This is a genomic window from Streptomyces sp. NPDC029041 (assembly GCF_040637515.1).
Taxonomy (GTDB): Bacteria; Actinomycetota; Actinomycetes; order Streptomycetales; family Streptomycetaceae; genus Streptomyces.
On record NZ_JBEZWO010000006.1, the window covers coordinates 132814 to 149448 of the forward strand.

Annotated in this window: 17 protein-coding genes and 1 pseudogene; 13 read left to right on the forward strand and 5 right to left on the reverse strand. The window is 70.7% G+C overall.

Features of this window, described 5'->3' with window-relative positions; translation table 11 throughout:
- The first annotated feature begins 20 nt into the window (after positions 1 to 20).
- The 11 genes from AB0F04_RS16765 (at position 21) to AB0F04_RS16815 (ending at position 9447) form a co-directional block, all read left to right on the forward strand.
- Positions 21 to 104, forward strand: a complete 84-nt coding sequence (locus AB0F04_RS16765) for a putative leader peptide (protein ID WP_311241247.1) — start codon at positions 21 to 23, stop codon at positions 102 to 104.
- A 129-nt stretch (positions 105 to 233) separates the two neighbouring features.
- On the forward strand, positions 234 to 1931 hold the full coding sequence (locus AB0F04_RS16770; protein ID WP_362042185.1) for a nitrite/sulfite reductase: 1698 nt from the start codon (positions 234 to 236) through the stop codon (positions 1929 to 1931).
- The gene (locus AB0F04_RS16775) at positions 1928 to 2116 is read left to right on the forward strand and encodes a hypothetical protein (RefSeq protein ID WP_362042187.1); all 189 of its coding nucleotides are present in this window, start codon (positions 1928 to 1930) and stop codon (positions 2114 to 2116) included. Before AB0F04_RS16770 ends, AB0F04_RS16775 begins: the two co-directional genes overlap by 4 nt.
- On the forward strand, positions 2113 to 2823 hold the full coding sequence (locus tag AB0F04_RS16780) for a phosphoadenylyl-sulfate reductase (protein WP_362042189.1): 711 nt from the start codon (positions 2113 to 2115) through the stop codon (positions 2821 to 2823). Before AB0F04_RS16775 ends, AB0F04_RS16780 begins: the two co-directional genes overlap by 4 nt.
- Positions 2824 to 2846: 23 nt before the next feature.
- Positions 2847 to 3383, forward strand: a complete 537-nt coding sequence (gene cysC / locus AB0F04_RS16785) for an adenylyl-sulfate kinase (RefSeq protein WP_362042190.1) — start codon at positions 2847 to 2849, stop codon at positions 3381 to 3383.
- The gene (gene cysD / locus AB0F04_RS16790; protein ID WP_362042192.1) at positions 3380 to 4318 is read left to right on the forward strand and encodes a sulfate adenylyltransferase subunit CysD; all 939 of its coding nucleotides are present in this window, start codon (positions 3380 to 3382) and stop codon (positions 4316 to 4318) included. The genes cysC and cysD overlap by 4 nt, the downstream gene beginning before the upstream one ends.
- Before the next feature lie 2 nt (positions 4319 to 4320).
- Positions 4321 to 5655 carry a GTP-binding protein gene (locus AB0F04_RS16795; protein ID WP_362042194.1) on the forward strand — a complete coding sequence of 445 codons (1335 nt, stop codon included), beginning with the start codon at positions 4321 to 4323 and terminating at the stop codon, positions 5653 to 5655.
- Positions 5656 to 5879: 224 nt separating this feature from the next.
- Positions 5880 to 6983: an aliphatic sulfonate ABC transporter substrate-binding protein gene (locus tag AB0F04_RS16800; RefSeq protein ID WP_362042196.1), complete on the forward strand. Its 1104-nt coding sequence runs from the start codon at positions 5880 to 5882 to the stop codon at positions 6981 to 6983.
- 46 nt (positions 6984 to 7029) lie between these two features.
- Positions 7030 to 7818, forward strand: a complete 789-nt coding sequence (locus tag AB0F04_RS16805) for an ABC transporter ATP-binding protein (RefSeq protein ID WP_362042197.1) — start codon at positions 7030 to 7032, stop codon at positions 7816 to 7818.
- Positions 7805 to 8701 (forward strand): ABC transporter permease, encoded by an 897-nt coding sequence (locus AB0F04_RS16810; RefSeq protein ID WP_362042199.1) that lies wholly within the window; start codon positions 7805 to 7807, stop codon positions 8699 to 8701. Before AB0F04_RS16805 ends, AB0F04_RS16810 begins: the two co-directional genes overlap by 14 nt.
- A gap of 5 nt (positions 8702 to 8706) precedes the next feature.
- Positions 8707 to 9447 carry a sirohydrochlorin chelatase gene (locus tag AB0F04_RS16815; RefSeq protein WP_362042201.1) on the forward strand — a complete coding sequence of 247 codons (741 nt, stop codon included), beginning with the start codon at positions 8707 to 8709 and terminating at the stop codon, positions 9445 to 9447.
- A gap of 25 nt (positions 9448 to 9472) precedes the next feature.
- Here the strand turns inward: AB0F04_RS16815 and AB0F04_RS16820 are convergent, their stop codons facing one another.
- A complete protein-coding gene (locus AB0F04_RS16820; RefSeq protein WP_362042203.1) occupies positions 9473 to 10300 on the reverse strand; it encodes a GvpL/GvpF family gas vesicle protein in 828 nt (275 codons plus the stop codon).
- Positions 10301 to 10452: 152 nt separating this feature from the next.
- Here AB0F04_RS16820 and AB0F04_RS16825 point away from each other — a divergent pair, with 152 nt between their 5' ends.
- Positions 10453 to 11310 carry a transglutaminase domain-containing protein gene (locus AB0F04_RS16825; RefSeq protein WP_362042205.1) on the forward strand — a complete coding sequence of 286 codons (858 nt, stop codon included), beginning with the start codon at positions 10453 to 10455 and terminating at the stop codon, positions 11308 to 11310.
- Here AB0F04_RS16825 and AB0F04_RS16830 read toward each other — a convergent pair.
- Both AB0F04_RS16830 and AB0F04_RS16835 read right to left on the reverse strand, forming a co-directional pair.
- Complete coding sequence (locus AB0F04_RS16830) at positions 11291 to 11665, reverse strand: nuclear transport factor 2 family protein (protein WP_362042207.1); 375 nt, start codon at positions 11663 to 11665, stop codon at positions 11291 to 11293. The genes AB0F04_RS16825 and AB0F04_RS16830 overlap by 20 nt on opposite strands.
- Positions 11658 to 12206 (reverse strand): DUF1697 domain-containing protein, encoded by a 549-nt coding sequence (locus tag AB0F04_RS16835; protein WP_362042209.1) that lies wholly within the window; start codon positions 12204 to 12206, stop codon positions 11658 to 11660. Before AB0F04_RS16835 ends, AB0F04_RS16830 begins: the two co-directional genes overlap by 8 nt.
- A gap of 351 nt (positions 12207 to 12557) precedes the next feature.
- On the opposite strand from AB0F04_RS16835, the gene AB0F04_RS16840 reads away from it, so the two are divergent.
- A complete protein-coding gene (locus AB0F04_RS16840; protein WP_362042211.1) occupies positions 12558 to 14822 on the forward strand; it encodes an MMPL family transporter in 2265 nt (754 codons plus the stop codon).
- Here the strand turns inward: AB0F04_RS16840 and AB0F04_RS16845 are convergent.
- Positions 14812 to 15243, reverse strand: coding sequence for a hypothetical protein (locus AB0F04_RS16845; protein ID WP_362042213.1), 432 nt, complete (start codon positions 15241 to 15243; stop codon positions 14812 to 14814). The two genes, AB0F04_RS16840 and AB0F04_RS16845, sit on opposite strands and share 11 nt — an antisense overlap.
- A 119-nt stretch (positions 15244 to 15362) precedes the next feature.
- A pseudogene (gene mgt / locus AB0F04_RS16850) lies at positions 15363 to 16602 on the reverse strand (macrolide-inactivating glycosyltransferase).
- Between the last annotated feature and the right edge of the window lie 33 nt (positions 16603 to 16635).

Here is a 16635-nt window from a genome sequence, read left to right on the forward strand (position 1 = left end):
CGCCGTGACACGCTTCCGTCATGTCTGGAACTGGAATTGCCTTGGTGAGTCGGCGGCACGTCGACCTCGGCCGCATGTCCAGCGCCATCTGTCCGGCGCACTGAGCGTACTCAGCCCGCGCCCGACATCTTCCTTTCCTGCCTCACCCCTGCGCAATGACGCGCCCTATGCCCATGCGCACGCATGCGCAGGTCAGAGCCGCATTTTCGCCTGTCCCGAAGGACGTATCAACCATGGCCGCCACCCCGCAGAAGCCTGCCGCCGCGACTCCGCGCCGCAAGGTGAGCCGTCACCGCGGTGAGGGTCAGTGGGCCGTGGGGCACCACACCCCACTGAACGGCAACGAGCAGTTCAAGAAGGACGACGACGGTCTCAATGTGCGGACACGCATTGAGACGATCTACTCCAAGCGGGGCTTCGACTCGATCGACCCCAACGACCTGCGCGGCCGCATGCGCTGGTGGGGTCTGTACACCCAGCGCCGGCCCGGCATCGACGGCGGCAAGACGGCCGTCCTGGAGCCGGAGGAGCTGGACGACGAGTACTTCATGCTGCGTGTCCGGATCGACGGCGGTGCGCTGACCACGCGTCAGCTGCGGGTCATCGGCGAGATCTCGCAGGAGTTCGCGCGCGGCACCGCCGACATCACGGACCGGCAGAACGTCCAGTACCACTGGATCCGGATCGAGGACGTGCCCGAGATCTGGAACCGGCTGGAGGGCGTGGGACTGTCGACCGTCACCGCCTGCGGCGATACCCCGCGTGTGATGATCGGCTCGCCGGTGGCGGGTATCGCCGAGGACGAGATCATCGACGCCACCCCGGCGCTGGAGGAGATGAAGCGCCGCGTCCTGAACAACCCGGCGTACTCGAACCTCCCCCGGAAGTTCAAGACGGCCATCTCGGGCTCGCCGCTGCTGGACGTGGTGCACGAGATCAACGACGTCGCGTTCGTCGGCGTCAGGCACCCCGAGCACGGCCCCGGCTTCGACGTGTGGGTCGGCGGCGGCCTGTCCACCAACCCCAAGCTGGGCGTACGCCTGGGCACCTGGGTCTCGATCGACGACGTGCCGGACGTCTACGAGGGCGTCATCTCGATCTTCCGCGACTACGGCTACCGCCGGCTGCGCACCCGCGCCCGTCTGAAGTTCCTCGTCGCCGACTGGGGTCCGGAGAAGTTCCGCCAGGTGCTGGAGGACGAGTACCTGAAGCGCAAGCTGACCGACGGCCCGGCTCCCGACCAGCCCTCGCAGCAGTGGCGCGACCACATCGGTGTGCACCGGCAGAAGGACGGCCGCTTCTACGTCGGCTTCGCCCCGCGCGTGGGACGCGTCGACGGCGCCACGCTCACGAAGATCGCCGACCTCGCCGAGGCCCACGGCTCGGGCCGGGTGCGGACCACCGTCGAGCAGAAGATGATCGTCCTCGACGTCGAGGAGAACCAGGTCGACTCGCTCGTCGAGGCCCTGGAGGCGCTCGACCTGACCGCCCGGCCCTCCACGTTCCGGCGCGGCACCATGGCCTGCACCGGCATCGAGTTCTGCAAGCTCGCCATCGTCGAGACCAAGCAGCGCGGTGCGCAGCTGATCGACGAGCTGGAGCGCCGCCTGCCGGACTTCGACGAGCCGCTCACCATCAACCTCAACGGCTGCCCGAACGCCTGCGCCCGTATCCAGGTCGCGGACATCGGTCTCAAGGGCCAGCTCGTGCTCGACGACCAGGGCGAGCAGGTCGAGGGCTACCAGGTGCACCTGGGCGGCGCGCTCGGCCTGGAAGCCGGCTTCGGCCGCAAGGTGCGCGGCCTGAAGGTCACCTCCGAGGAACTGCCCGACTACATCGAGCGCGTCCTGAAGCGGTTCCAGGCCGAGCGCGAGGACGGCGAGCGGTTCGCCACCTGGGCGGCGCGGGCCGGCGAGGAGGCCCTGTCGTGAGCGAGCGCGCGGCACCGTTCTACTGCCCCTACTGCGGTGACGAGGACCTGCGTCCGAGCGAGGCCGCCGACGGCGGGCACGGCGCGTGGGAATGCGCGGCGTGCAACCGGGCCTTTCAGCTGAAGTTCCTCGGGCTGCTGGCCCGGGGGCTGAAGCGATCCGATTCCGGAGGGGCACAGATATGACGACCGTTCAGGAAGGGCGCACCGCCGAGGACCTGAAGAAGCTCGCCGAGCAGGCGGGCCGCGACCTGGAGGACGCCTCCGCGCTGGAGATCCTCACATGGGCGGCCGAGACGTTCGGCAAGCGCTTCTGCGTGACGTCGTCGATGGAGGACGCGGTGGTCGCGCACCTCGCCTCCCGGGCGATGCCCGGGGTGGACGTGGTCTTCCTCGACACCGGCTACCACTTCGAGGAGACCATCGGCACCCGTGACGCGGTCGACGCCGTGATGGACGTCAACGTCATCACGCTCACCCCGCGCCAGACGGTCGCCGAGCAGGACGCCGAGTACGGCCCGAAGCTGCACGACCGCAACCCCGACCTGTGCTGCAAGCTGCGCAAGGTGCAGCCGCTGGAAGAGGGTCTGAAGGACTACCAGGCCTGGGCGACCGGTCTGCGCCGCGACGAGTCCCCGACCCGGGCGAACACCCCGGTGGTCGGCTGGGACGAGAAGCGGCAGAAGGTCAAGATCTCCCCCATCGCCCGCTGGACCCAGGACGACGTGGACGCCTACGTCACCGAGCACGGCGTGCTCACCAACCCGCTGCTGATGGACGGCTACGCCTCCGTCGGCTGCGCCCCCTGCACCCGCCGGGTCCTGGAGGGCGAGGACGCGCGGGCCGGCCGCTGGGCGGGCCGCAGCAAGACCGAGTGCGGGCTGCACGGATGACGACGACGATTCAGGAGAGTGACGTGACGACCGGAGCCACCGTCTGGCTCACGGGTCTGCCGAGCGCCGGCAAGACCACGATCGCCCACGAACTGGCCGGCCGCCTGCGCGAGGGGGGCCACCGGGTCGAGGTGCTCGACGGCGACGAGATCCGCGAGTTCCTCTCGGCGGGCCTCGGCTTCAGCCGCGAGGACCGGCACACCAACGTGCAGCGCATCGGCTTCGTCGCCGAGCTGCTCGCCCGCAACGGCGTGCTGGCCCTCGTCCCGGTCATCGCGCCGTACCAGGACAGCCGCGAGGCGGTGCGCAAGCGCCACCAGGCGAACGGCACCGCGTATGTCGAGGTGCACGTGGCCACGCCGGTCGAGGTGTGCAGCGAGCGGGACGTGAAGGGTCTGTACGCCAAGCAGGCCGCGGGTGAGCTCACGGGGCTCACCGGGGTCGACGACCCGTACGAGGCGCCCGAGTCGCCCGACCTGCGCATCGAGTCGCAGAACCAGACCGTGCAGGAGTCCGCGGCGTCCGTGTACGCCCTGCTCAGCGAAAGGGGACTGGCATGACGACGACCGTCGCCACCGTTTCCGAGGAGACCGAAAGCCCGTACGCGCTCTCCCACCTCGACGCCCTGGAGTCCGAGGCGGTGCACATCTTCCGCGAGGTGGCGGGCGAGTTCGAGCGGCCGGTGATCCTCTTCTCCGGCGGCAAGGACTCCATCGTCATGCTGCACCTGGCGCTGAAGGCGTTCCGGCCGGCGGCGGTGCCGTTCTCGCTGCTGCACGTGGACACCGGGCACAACTTCCCGGAGGTCCTGGACTACCGCGACCGCACGGTCGACAAGCACGGTCTGCGGCTGCACGTCGCCTCCGTCCAGGACTACATCGACCGCGGTGTCCTCAAGGAGCGTCCGGACGGTACCCGCAACCCGCTGCAGACGCTGCCGCTGACCGAGAAGATCCAGGCGGAGAAGTTCGACGCCGTCTTCGGTGGCGGCCGCCGGGACGAGGAGAAGGCCCGGGCCAAGGAGCGGGTGTTCTCGCTGCGTGACGAGTTCTCCCAGTGGGACCCGCGCCGGCAGCGCCCGGAGCTGTGGAACCTGTACAACGGCCGGCACGCGCCCGGCGAGCACGTCCGCGTCTTCCCGCTGTCCAACTGGACCGAGCTGGACGTGTGGCAGTACATCGCCCGCGAGGGCATCGAGCTGCCGCAGATCTATTACGCGCACGAGCGCGAGGTGTTCTCCCGCAGCGGCATGTGGCTGACCGCCGGCGAGTGGGGCGGGCCGAAGGACGGCGAGACCGTCGAGAAGCGGCTCGTGCGCTACCGGACCGTGGGTGACATGTCCTGCACCGGCGCGGTGGACTCCGAGGCCGACACCATCGAGAAGGTGATCGTGGAGATCGCCGCTTCCCGGCTGACCGAGCGCGGCGCCACCCGCGCCGACGACAAGATGTCCGAGGCCGCGATGGAAGACCGCAAGCGGGAGGGGTACTTCTAAAGATGAGCACGATCACCACCGAGGAACTCGCGGAAACGACGCTTCTGCGCTTCGCCACCGCCGGCTCCGTCGACGACGGCAAGTCCACCCTGGTCGGGCGGCTGCTGCACGACTCCAAGTCGGTGCTCACCGACCAGCTGGAGGCCGTGGAGCGCGTCTCCGCGAGCCGCGGCCAGGAGGCCCCGGACCTCGCGCTGCTCACCGACGGCCTGCGGGCCGAGCGGGAGCAGGGCATCACCATCGACGTGGCCTACCGATACTTCGCCACGCCCCTGCGGCGGTTCATCCTCGCCGACACCCCCGGGCACGTGCAGTACACGCGGAACATGGTCACCGGCGCCTCGACGGCCGAGCTGACGGTGATCCTGGTCGACGCCCGCAACGGCGTGGTCGAGCAGACCCGCCGGCACGCGGCCATCGCCGCCCTGCTGCGCGTGCCCCACGTGGTCCTCGCCGTCAACAAGATGGACCTCGTCGGCTACGAGGAGAAGGTGTTCGCCGCCATCGCCGAGGAGTTCACGGCGTACGCGATGGAGCTGGGCGTCCCCGAGGTCACCGCGATCCCGATCTCGGCGCTCGTCGGCGACAACGTGGTGGAGCCTTCCGCGAACATGGACTGGTACGGCGGTCCGACCGTCCTGGAGCACCTGGAGACGGTGCCGGTCAGCCACGACCTGAGCCACTGCCACGCCCGGCTGCCCGTGCAGTACGTGATCCGTCCCCAGGGCGCGGACCACCCCGACTACCGGGGCTACGCCGGTCAGATCGCGGCCGGTTCCTTCCACGTCGGCGAGTCCGTCACGGTGCTGCCGTCGGGCCGCGCCTCGAAGATCGCCGGCATCGACCTGCTGGGCGAGCCGGTCGACGTGGCCTGGACGACGCAGTCGGTGACCCTCCTGCTGGAGGACGACATCGACATCTCGCGCGGCGACCTGATCGTGCCGAGCAAGGACGCGCCCGCGACCACGCAGGACATCGAGGCGACGGTCTGCCATGTCGCCGACGCCCCGCTGACGGTCGGGCACCGGGTGCTGCTCAAGCACGGCACCCGCACGGTCAAGGCGATCGTCAAGGACATCCCGTCCCGCCTCACGCTCGACGACCTGTCCCTGCACCCGCACCCGGGACAGCTCGTCGCCAACGACATCGGCCGGGTGAAGATCCGCACCGCCGAGCCGCTGCCGGTCGACTCCTACGCCGACTCCCGCCGCACCGGCTCGTTCATCCTGATCGACCCGAACGACGGCCAGACCCTCACCGCCGGCATGGTCGGCGAGTCCTTCGCGGCCCCGGAGCCGGTCAAGGACGCGTCCGAGGACGACGGGTGGGACTTCTGACATGAACTCCTCCGATTTCTACTCCACGTTCGCGAAGGAGGGCGGCCGCGTCGGCAGCGGTGCTCTCGGCAGCGGGCAGGGCGGAGTGGCGCGATGTGTGCGCTGACGTACGCGCACTGCCCGCGCGCCCTCACCCCCCACCGCCGTAGACGAAAACCTGCCGACCTCCCGGCCACGACCTGAGAGACCGTGACCGCCGGGCCTGGTGAGAGGAACCACCTCCCGTGCCTGCTCCATCCGCTCTGCGCCGCGGCTTCGCGGTCATCGCCGCACTCCCCCTGCTCACTCTGGCCGCCTGCGGCTACGGTTCCCAGGCCAAGGACGACGGGGCCGCCAAGGTCGCCGCCGGGGCCAAGAAGATCGACGGTCTCGACTCCGTCAAGATCGGCTACTTCGGCAACCTCACCCACGGCACCGCTCTGGTGGGCATGCAGAAGGGCTTCTTCCAGAAGGCCCTGGGCGCCACCGAGGTCGAGCCGGCCGTCTTCAACGCCGGTCCCTCGGAGATCGAGGCGCTCAACTCCGGGTCCATCGACATCGGCTGGATCGGCCCGTCCCCGGCGATCAACGGCTACACCAAGTCCGCGGGCAAGAACCTGCGCATCATCGGCGGTTCGGCGTCCGGCGGCGTGAAGCTCGTGGTCGACCCGGACAAGGTCAAGTCGCTGAAGGACGTCAAGGGCAAGCGGATCGCGACTCCGCAGCTCGGCAACACGCAGGACGTGGCCTTCCTGAACTGGGCCGCGGAGCAGGGCTGGAAGGTCGACCCGCAGTCCGGCAAGGGTGACGTCACGGTCGTCCGCAGCGACAACAAGGTCACCCCGGACGCCTTCAAGGCCGGTTCGATCGACGGCGCCTGGGTGCCGGAGCCGACCGCGTCGAAGCTGGTCGCCGAGGGCGGCAAGGTGCTGCTGGACGAGTCGGCACTGTGGCCGGACAAGAAGTTCGTGATCACGAACATCATCGTGCGGCAGGACTTCCTCAAGAAGCACCCGAAGGTGGTCGAGGCCGTGCTCAAGGGCTCGGTCGAGACCAACAAGTGGATCAACGCCAACCCGGACGCGGCGAAGGAAGCGGCGAACAAGCTGCTGGAGCAGGAGACCGGCAAGGCGCTGCCCGCCGACGTGCTGGACCCGGCGTGGAAGTCGATCCGGTTCACCGACGACCCGCTGGCCTCGACCCTCAACACCGAGGCGGAGCACGCGGTGAAGGCGGGACTGCTGGAGAAGCCGGACCTGAAGGGCATCTACGACCTCGCGCCGCTGAACAAGGTCCTCAAGGCCGAGGGCGAGCCCGCGGTCGACGACGCCGGTCTCGGCGTGAAGTAAGCCCGACCGAAGCCGCATTGTGAAGAGTTCCCAGGAGGTGACGACCATGGCCACGACCCTCGCCAAGGCCGCCGACGACACCGAGTCGGTCACGCACGCCGCCCGGATCGAGCACGTGTCGAAGTCGTTCGCGGGGCCCGCGGGACAGCAGCTCGTCCTGGACGACATCACCCTCGATGTCGCGCCCGGAGAGTTCGTCACCCTCCTGGGGGCCTCGGGCTGCGGTAAGTCCACACTGCTCAACCTGGTGGCGGGCCTGGACCGCCCCAGTGCCGGCGAGATCGCCACGGACGGGCGTCCGGCGCTGATGTTCCAGGAGCACGCGCTGTTCCCGTGGCTGACCGCGGGCAAGAACATCGAACTCGCCCTGAAGCTGCGGGGCGTGCCGAAGGCCGAGCGCCGGGAGCGGGCCGAGGAACTGCTCGAACTGGTCCGGCTGAAGGGTGCGCACGGCAAGCGGGTGCACGAGCTGTCCGGCGGCATGCGCCAGCGGGTCGCGCTGGCGCGTGCGCTCGCGCAGGAGAGCAAGCTGCTGCTGATGGACGAGCCGTTCGCGGCGCTGGACGCCATCACGCGGGACGTGCTGCACGACGAGCTGACCCGCATCTGGCGCGAGACGCAGGTGTCCGTCCTGTTCGTCACGCACAACGTGCGCGAGGCGGTGCGGCTCGCGCAGCGGGTGGTACTGCTGTCGTCCCGCCCCGGGCGGATCGCGCGGGAGTGGACGGTCGGCATCCCGCATCCGCGCCGCATCGAGGACACCGCCGTGGCGGAGCTGTCCGTCGAGATCACCGAAGAACTGCGTGGGGAGATCCGCCGTCATGGCCAGCACTGATTCGACGACCGTCGCCAAGGACGGCAACGATCTCGCCGGGCTGGAGGCGGGCCTCGACGCGCTGGAGACGCGGCAGACGAGCCGGGTCCCGTTCCGGCAGACCTTCACCCAGAAGATCCTGCCGCCCGTCCTCGCCGTGGCGTTGGTGCTGGCGGTGTGGCAGGCGCTCGTCTCGTTCAAGGTCGTCGACGACCCGACCAAGCTGCCCGCGCCGTCGGCGGTGTGGGACGTCGTGCGGACGGCATGGCTCCAGGGCGAACTGCTCGGCTACATCTGGACCAGCGTCTCGCGCGGTCTGCTCGGGTTCCTCTTCGCCCTGCTGATCGGCACGCCGCTGGGCCTGATCGTGGCCCGGGTGAAGTTCGTCCGCGCGGCGATCGGCCCGATCCTGTCCGGCCTGCAGTCCCTGCCGTCGGTCGCCTGGGTACCGCCTGCGGTGATCTGGCTGGGCCTGAACAACTCGATGATGTACGCGGTGATCCTGCTCGGCGCGGTCCCCTCCATCGCCAACGGCCTGGTCTCCGGCGTCGACCAGGTGCCCCCGCTGTTCCTGCGCGCGGGCCGCACCCTCGGCGCCACGGGCCTGAAGGGCACCTGGCACATCGTCCTGCCCGCCGCCCTGCCCGGCTACGTGGCGGGCCTGAAGCAGGGCTGGGCCTTCTCCTGGCGCTCCCTGATGGCCGCCGAGATCATCGCGTCCTTCCCCGACCTCGGCGTGGGCCTGGGCCAGCTGCTGGAGAACGGCCGCAACGCCAGCGACATGGCCATGGTGTTCGAGGCGATCCTGCTCATCCTGATCGTCGGTATCGCCATCGACCTGCTGATCTTCAGCCCGCTGGAGCGGTGGGTGCTGCGCAGCCGCGGCCTGCTGGTGAAGAACTGAGTCCCATGACGAACAAGCCCGTCCTCCTGGTCATCGCCCATGGCAGCCGCGACCCGCGGCATGCCGCGACGGTGCACGCCCTGGTACGCCGGGTGCGCGCGACACGCCCCGACGTACGGGTGGAGACGGGCTTCCTGGACTTCAACGTCCCCTCGGTGCAGGGGGTCCTGGAGTCCCTGGCGGTGCAGGGAGTGCGCGACGTCGTCGCCCTGCCCCTCCTGCTCACCCGGGCGTTCCACGCCAAGGCGGACATCCCCGCGGTCCTCGCGGACGCGCCCCCACAGCTGCGCATCCACCAGGCGGACGTCCTCGGCCCCTCCCCGCTGCTCCTGACGGCCCTGGAACGGCGCCTGTACGAGGCGGGCCTGACTCCCGCCGACAAGTCCTCGACCGGGGTCGTCCTGGCGTCGGCGGGGTCCACCGACCCGGAGGCGATCGCAGTGATCGCAGACATCGCGCGGGAGTGGCGGCACACCGGTTGGTGCGCCGTGCGGCCTGCGTTCGCCTCCGCATCCCTGCCCCGCACCGAGGACGCGGTCCGCGAGCTGCGCGCCCTCGGCTGCTCCCGGATCGCCGTCGCCCCGTACGTCCTGGCGCCCGGCTACCTCCCGGACCGTATCGCCCGGGGCGCGGCGGAGGCAGATGTCCTGGCGGACGTCCTGGGCCCGGCGCCGGAGGTGGCACGGGTGGTGCTGGAGCGGTACGAGGCGGCCCGGTTGCCGCTGCCCGCGGCTGTGAGCGCCTGACGCCCGCCGGGCTGCGGGACCACGCTCAGGCCGCCGGTTCCTCGTACGGTTGCGGTTGCAGGGCGAAGGAGTACGGGGCCCAGGGACCGCTGATCTCCACGCGGAGGCCGGGGGTGCCCTCGGCGGTCGCGAGGATGCCCGTGCGGAAGGCCTGGACGCGGTCGGCCGGGACGAGGTAGGCGTCGTTGCCGATGTTGGTGCCGGGGGCCGAACCCGCAAGACTGCCGCGCTCGGGGGTGTGGGCGACCCGGTCGACGGCGAGGGCGACGGCGGTGTCGGTGAGGCGGGCGGCGGCCTGGGTGACCGTACGCCAGGCCTCGTCGTTGCGGCGTTGTCTGCGGCGGCGGATGACCTGGTAGGCGCGGCCGACTCCGAGGGCCGTGATCGGGTCCGGTGCGGTGTCGGTGCCGGCTTCGGGCGGGGTGATGTCCGGGGAGGCGTAGGTCTTGACGCCGAGTTCGACGTGGCCCGTGAGCCGGTCGAGCAGGGAGAGGAAGTAGCCGCGCCGGGTGTCCAGGGCCTGGCGGGCGCGGTCCTCGTCGCGGTAGACGGTGGCGAGACGCAGGGGCAGTACGGCGGCACCGGAGGCGACCAGGGCGGCCACCACGGCGTGGTGGGAGCGGACCGTGGACTCCAGCCAGTCCACGTCGTGGAGGTGGGTCTGGAGGGGGATGTCGTCGTAGTCGGCGGGCGGTACGTGGCCGACGGCGAAGGCGAGCTGCGGGCCGGTGACCGCCGGGGTGATGAGATGGATGGGTTCTCCGGCCACACCGCGCAGATGGGGCGTGGCCGCCGCGGCCTCGGGGGTGCGGCGCAGGACCGCGTAGGCGTAGACGAGGTTCGTGTCGCTCATGACTGCGGGCTCCTGTCGGTGGCCGTGCGATTCCTCTCGCGAGACTCCGTTCTCGTGCCGTCCGTCCCTAGGTACGCAGGGGGTGGCGGCGGTGTTCAGGTGAAGCGCCGGCGGGTTGACCTTGCCCCAGGGGCAGGGTGAAGGGTCCCGGCATGAACGAGGACTTCTTCTCTCGGCAGACGCCGTACAGCGACCCCGGGGACTTCGCCGCGAGCGGCCTGCCGCGCGAGCCGCGCCGGCTGGCCGCGCTGGTCAGGGGTCTGATCCTCCACCGGTGCGAGGGCGGGCGGTTCGGGTACGACGTGCCCGAGGAGCGGCTGCACCACGACGCCGAGTCCCGGTACGTGACGGAGATCCTGCGGATCCTGCGGGAGCGCGGCTCCACCCCCCTCACCGAACACCGTGCGCCCGCCGGGAGGTTCGTGGGAACCTGCCGGGACTTCTCCCTCCTGCTGTGTTCCCTGCTGCGGGCCACGGGGACGCCGGCGCGTCTGCGGTGCGGGTTCGCCGCCTACTTCGGCGACGGCTGGTACGAGGACCACTGGGTCACGGAGTACCGCGCGCCGGACGGCGCCCTGCGGCTGGCCGACGCTCAGGTCCACAGCGGTTACGACGTCCCGTTCGACCCGATGGACGTGCCCCGGGACGCCTTCCGGGTGGCCGGTGACGTCTGGCGGGCCTGCCGCGAAGGGCGGGTGGATCCGCAGACGTGCGGCATCGGCTCGGTCGAGGGGCTGCGCGGCCTGTGGTTCGTTCGGGGCAACGTCCTGCGGGACCTGGCGGCGCTGAACGGTGTGGAGCTGCTTCCCTGGGACGGCTGGGAGCCGGGGCTCCGCAAGGACGCGCCGCTCACCGAGGGCGACCTCGCGGCGGCCGACGCGGTCGCCGCGGCCCGCTCCGAGGACGACTGGCCGCGGCTCTTCGCGGACCCGCGGCTGACCGTGCCGGCAGTGATCACGTCGTATGCGCCTTATCTGGGAGAGCGCCGGATCACGTTGCCCGTTCGCTGAACGGGGTCGCCTGGTGGAACCAGAGCAGCCAGCGGCCCTCCGTGCGCCGCCACAGTGAACTGCGGTGTGCGCGGCTGCCGTCGTACTCCGTGTCGTAGGTGAGGTGGACCAGGTCCGGGGCGAGCTGGACGCCTCTCAGGGCGCTGACCTGGACGGGGCGGCCTGCCGGATCGGTGGTGGCGGCCAGGGACGCGATGATGCCGGCCCGGGTCCAGTGCCGGCCGGAGGCGCCGAACTCGTGGAAGTCGGGGTGGAGCAGTGCCCCGACCCGCTCGGGCGAGCGCCGGACCTTCGGCGTGAGCAGGGCGAGTTCGCCCTCCATCGCGGACTCGACGGCGGGGTTGTGCTCAGGCATCCGTCATCTCCACCAGCTTGACGACGGTGTTCCAGTTGCGGGTCGTGGCGATCACGCCCTTGGTGATGCGCGGCTTGGACAGGTGCTCGGCCAGCTTGGAGCGGCCCAGGCCGGTCGGGGCGTACAGGTACAGGGCCCGGTCGCCGAGGCGGAACTCCTCGGGGAGGTAGGCGTCCTGGTCGATCTCCGCGAAGCGGTCGGGGGTGACGGGTGCGGAGAAGTAGGTGACGTGGAGCTGTCTGGGCTCCAGGTCGGCGGCCGGGAAGGGGCAGGCGCCGGCGATCGCCTCGAGGTAGGCGTGGTCGCGCACGATCACGTCGACGCCGAACCCGAAGTGGTTCTCGAGGGCCTGTGCGATCTCGGCGGCCAGCGCCTCGTCGCCGCCGCGGCCGGAGGAGAACACGGCCTGGCCGCTCTGCAGGTAGGTGCGGACGTCGTCGTGGCCGAGGTCCGTCAGGAGCGTGCGCAGGTCGGCCATGGGGACCTTCCTGCTGCCGCCCACGTTGATGCCACGCAGCAGGGCCGCGTATGTCGTCGTCATCCGCTCACGATAAAGCCCACGACAAAGCGGCCGTCGTGCCCCGTGGGGGTGGGCACGACGGCCGCTGCGGGCAGTTGCCCGGCCCCGTAAATTACTCACCGGTCGTTGCGGGGCACAACCGTCTGCTCAGGATCCACACACCCGAGGAGCCCGGTTTGCCCGTCGATAGGTGTAAGGGACCACAGTCTCCGGGGGTCCTCCCCAGTGGGGAGATGCTCACTCCATAGGGATGAGTTCCGGCCCCGTCACTTCACCGGGCAGCACGACGAGATGGTTTTATCCGGCCCATACCTTCGAAACGAAAGGGGGCGGCAGGGGGCCGCCACCGCATCACGAGGGGGCAAGCCGGTCATGGGGAACGGAGACATACGGGTGCGGGGCTTCGCCGCCCGGGCCGGCGGGTGGAGCGCCCGGCACCGATGGGCCGCCGTCGGTATCTGGGTGCTGTTCGTCGTCCTGGCGATGGGACTCGGTTCGGCCACGGGCCGGGTCGACGTCAAGGACAGCGACCAGCTGAAGGGTGAGACGCACACCGCCGCTCGGATCATCGAGGACGCCGGAATCGACGAACCGGCCGGTGAGACGGTGCTGATCCAGGCCAAGGGCGGTGAGCTGAAGGCGACGGACGGCGAGTTCCGCAAGGCCGTCGACGCCGTCGTGCGGGCTGTCGAGGGGACCGGCCGGGTCACCGAGGTGACCTCGCCGTACGACACGAAGACGATCTCCAAGGACGGCCGCAGCGCGCTCGTGCAGTTCGACGTGCGCGGCGAGGCGGACACCGCCGGCGAGCGGATCGAACCGGTGCTGAAGGCCGTCGAGGGCGTCCAGCGGGACCACGAGTCGCTGCGGATCGAGGAGATCGGCGGCGCCAGCATGATGAAGACGTTCGGCGACGCGTACGGCGAGGACTTCAAGAAGGCCGAGTACTCCGCGGTGCCGGTGGCGTTCGGCATCCTGCTGATCGCGTTCGGCGCGCTCGTCGCCGCGCTGCTGCCGGTGGTGCTGGCGATCACCGCGATCATGGCGACGATGGGGCTGATGGGCGTCGTCAGCCACGTCATGCCGATGAGCGAGACCGCCAACTCCGTGATGCTGCTGGTCGGCATGGCGGTCGGTGTCGACTACTGCCTGTTCTACCTGCGCCGGGAGCGCGAGGAGCGGGAGGCCGGCCGGGACGCGCAGACGGCCCTGAGGATCGCCGCCGCGACCAGTGGCCGGGCGATCGTCGTCTCGGGTGTCACGGTGTGCGTGGCCATGGCGGGCATGCTGTTCACGGGACTCGCCGAGTTCGAGGCGATGGGTCTGGCCTCGCTGATGGTGGTGGCGGTGGCGATGGTGGGGTCCGTGACCGTGCTGCCCGCGCTGCTGTCGCTGCTGGGCGGGCGCGTCGAGAAGGGCCGCATCCCGTTCCTGCGGCGACGCAAGCGGGGCGGCAGCGGTGAGGGGGGCGGTCAGGACAGCCGGTTCTGGACGGCCGTGCTGCGGCGCGTCCTCGCCAAGCCGGTGGTCGCCGCCGTCGTGGCGGCCGGTGCGCTGCTGGCCATCACGGCTCCCGCGCTCGGCATGAAGACGCAACAGCTCACCCTGGACCAGGAGTTCGGTGACTCGCTGCCCATCGTGCAGACGTACAACCGGCTCAACGACGCCTTCCCGGGCGGTTCCGAGCCGGCCGAGGTGATCGTCAAGGCGCGCGACATCAACGCGCCGGAGGTGAAGTCCGCGCTCGCCGACTTCCGTGCGCGGGCGATCAGTTCGGGCGCCTCGCGGGGGCCGGTGGAGATCAAGCTGCACGACGCGCGGAACGTCGCGTTCGTCTACGTCCCGCTGGTCGGCGGCTCCGACCTGGACAAGGCGGGTGAGAGCCTGGACAGGCTGCGCGACGAGGTGCGTCCGGCCACGCTCGGCAAGGTCGACGGGGTCCAGGCCCCCATCACCGGGCAGGTGGCCGGCTCGAAGGACTTCAACGACCAGTTGGCGGGCGCCGTCGTCCCGGTGTTCGCGTTCGTCGTGGTGTTCGCCTTCGCGCTGATGCTGCTGTCGTTCCGTTCGCTGACCATCGCGGTCACGTCGATCGTGCTGAACCTGCTGTCGGTGGGCGCCGCGTACGGGATCCTCGTCGCCGTCTTCCAGCACGGCTGGGGCGCGTCCCTGGTGGGCGCGGAGGGCGTCGGCGCGATCATCACCTGGCTGCCGCTGTTCCTCTTCGTGATCCTGTTCGGCCTGTCGATGGACTACCACGTGTTCGTCGTCTCCCGGATCCGTGAGGCGCGGTTGCGGGGTCTGGCGACGAAGGACGCGATCCGGCACGGCGTGGTCACCACGGCAGGGGTGGTCACCAGTGCCGCGGTCATCATGGTCGCCGTGTTCGCGATCTTCGGGACGCTGTCCATGCAGTCCATGAAGCAGATGGGCGTCGGCCTCGCGGCCGCGGTGCTGATCGACGCGACGATCATCCGGGGCGTGCTGCTGCCGGCCGTGATGGCGCTGCTCGGCGAGCGCAACTGGTATCTGCCGAGGTGGCTGCACCGGCTGCCGGACCTCACGCACGACGAGGCCCCGCGGGCGGCCGCCGAGCCTGCGGCGCGGGACGGCGAGGGCGAACCCCTCAAGGTCTGATCACCACCGCGGAGGGCCGGGGCCCGTCGGCTGCATGGGCATCCGACGGGCCCCTCACGTCGCCTCGCGCCGCCGTCGTTCTCGTCGTTCCGGAGCCACTGATCCCGGTCGTGCCGGGCGAACTCACCGACGAGCAGGGCGGCAAGTCACCCTGCGCGGAATGGTCCGGCCGGGCACCCCCGAAGGTGAGCGCGAGGCGGGAGTCCGACACGAGCCGCCAGCGGCCGGGCACGGCACCGGGGGCGTCGCCGCGGCCCAGCGGGTGGTCGACGAGGGTGCCGTCGGAGGCGAACTCCATGCCGCGGCGGCCGCGCGCGAGCGGGAAGGGGAAGTCGTCCGGCCGGTAGACCCGGACGTCCTCGTGGTCCTCCTCGTAGGAGTGGAGCCACGAGCGGAACAGGCCCGGCGGGGGCTCTCGCATGGCTACATGTTCACCAAGGGCCAGGCGGCACGCATGGACGCCACGCTCGACAACGCCCGGCTGACCCTCACCCGTCAGGCCGTCGCGGTGTGACGACGGCCTGACGCCGGGAGCCGGCTTCAGGGCCTGCGGACGGCCAGTTCGGCCTCGATGAGGTCGGCCGCACGCCGCGTGCCGCCCTCCTGAGACGACTCCGCCTGGAGTTCCTTCAGGCGCCGGGCCACCTCCGGGTCGCCGACCAGGGCGAGGGCCGCCGCGCGCAGAGTCTCCCCGGTCGCCTCCTCGGTGGGCACGCAGCGGGCCACGCCGAGACCCTGGAGGGTCTGCGCGTTGCCGAACTGGTCCGCGGCCTGCGGTACGGCGATCATCGGCGTGGCGGTGACCAGGCCCTCCTGACTGCCGCCCATGCCCGCGTGCGTGACGAACAGGTCGGCCTGCTTGAGGATCGCGAGCTGCGGCACCCACGTGTGCACCTCGACGTCGGCCGGGACATCGGCGAATGCGGCCGGGTCGACGTGGTTGCCGACCGAGAGGACCAGGTGCCAGCCGGGCAGGTCGCCGAACGCCCTGACGCACTCGCGGTAGAAGTCGGGCTGCTTGGTGAAGGCGGACCCGAGGGAGACGAGTACGACCTTCTCGGCGTCGGCCGGCCGCTGCCAGCCGCCCTCGGCGGTGCGGTCGCCCTGGCAGGCCCCGACGAAGGAGTACACGCTCGGGTCGACACGGTCCGCGTTCGGCTGGAGGGCCCTGGGGAGCAGGACGATCGAACGGTCGGGCCGGCCCCCGAAGTCGTCGGGGTGCCGGTCGATCCCGTTCTCCTCCAGCCAGGCCTGGAAGCGGGCGTAGTAGGCGCGGCCCCGTTCGGTCTGCTTCGGCTCCTCCCACAGCGGCCGGGCGACCTCCTCCTCGTATCCCTCCCAGGCGACCATGGCCGGCGAGAGGGAGACCGCGGGGACGCCCCAGCGGTGGGCGAGCACGCGGCCCGGATAGGAGGCGATGTCGTACAGGACGAGGTCCGGCTCGTCGCCCTCGTAGGCGTCGGTCAACTGCGGGAGGGCCTGGACGGCGTCCTCCAGGAACGGCTCGACGTTGTCCAGCAGCGTGTCCCCCCACGCTTCCGGGTCGTCGTCGGGCGAGGGCAGGGTCGAGTTCCAGGGCTTCACCTCGGCGCCGGTGTCCGCGACCTTGTCCGCGAAGACCGGCGGGATCGCGTAGGTCACCCGGTGGCCGCGCGCCACCAGCTCGCGGATCACCTCCAGACTCGGGTTCACGTGGCCGTGGGCGGCGATGGAGAACATGGCGATATGGGCGCGAGTGGTCATGGGCCCGACCGTAAGCGAGACGAGACGTATCGTGCAATGAGAATGTCGCCGGGACGGCCGGGCCGTACGC

Coding starts and splice junctions, on each gene's coding strand:
- AB0F04_RS16770 (WP_362042185.1), top strand. CDS start 234: ATGGCCGCCACCCCGCAGAAGCCTGCCGCCGCGACTCCGCGCCGCAAG.
- AB0F04_RS16810 (WP_362042199.1), top strand. CDS start 7,805: ATGGCCAGCACTGATTCGACGACCGTCGCCAAGGACGGCAACGATCTC.
- AB0F04_RS16795 (WP_362042194.1), top strand. CDS start 4,321: ATGAGCACGATCACCACCGAGGAACTCGCGGAAACGACGCTTCTGCGC.
- AB0F04_RS16835 (WP_362042209.1), bottom strand. CDS start 12,206: ATGACGACGACATACGCGGCCCTGCTGCGTGGCATCAACGTGGGCGGC.
- cysD (WP_362042192.1), top strand. CDS start 3,380: ATGACGACGACCGTCGCCACCGTTTCCGAGGAGACCGAAAGCCCGTAC.
- AB0F04_RS16820 (WP_362042203.1), bottom strand. CDS start 10,300: ATGAGCGACACGAACCTCGTCTACGCCTACGCGGTCCTGCGCCGCACC.
- AB0F04_RS16840 (WP_362042211.1), top strand. CDS start 12,558: ATGGGGAACGGAGACATACGGGTGCGGGGCTTCGCCGCCCGGGCCGGC.
- AB0F04_RS16780 (WP_362042189.1), top strand. CDS start 2,113: ATGACGACCGTTCAGGAAGGGCGCACCGCCGAGGACCTGAAGAAGCTC.
- AB0F04_RS16805 (WP_362042197.1), top strand. CDS start 7,030: ATGGCCACGACCCTCGCCAAGGCCGCCGACGACACCGAGTCGGTCACG.
- AB0F04_RS16815 (WP_362042201.1), top strand. CDS start 8,707: ATGACGAACAAGCCCGTCCTCCTGGTCATCGCCCATGGCAGCCGCGAC.
- AB0F04_RS16825 (WP_362042205.1), top strand. CDS start 10,453: ATGAACGAGGACTTCTTCTCTCGGCAGACGCCGTACAGCGACCCCGGG.
- AB0F04_RS16830 (WP_362042207.1), bottom strand. CDS start 11,665: ATGCCTGAGCACAACCCCGCCGTCGAGTCCGCGATGGAGGGCGAACTC.
- AB0F04_RS16765 (WP_311241247.1), top strand. CDS start 21: ATGTCTGGAACTGGAATTGCCTTGGTGAGTCGGCGGCACGTCGACCTC.
- AB0F04_RS16845 (WP_362042213.1), bottom strand. CDS start 15,243: ATGCGAGAGCCCCCGCCGGGCCTGTTCCGCTCGTGGCTCCACTCCTAC.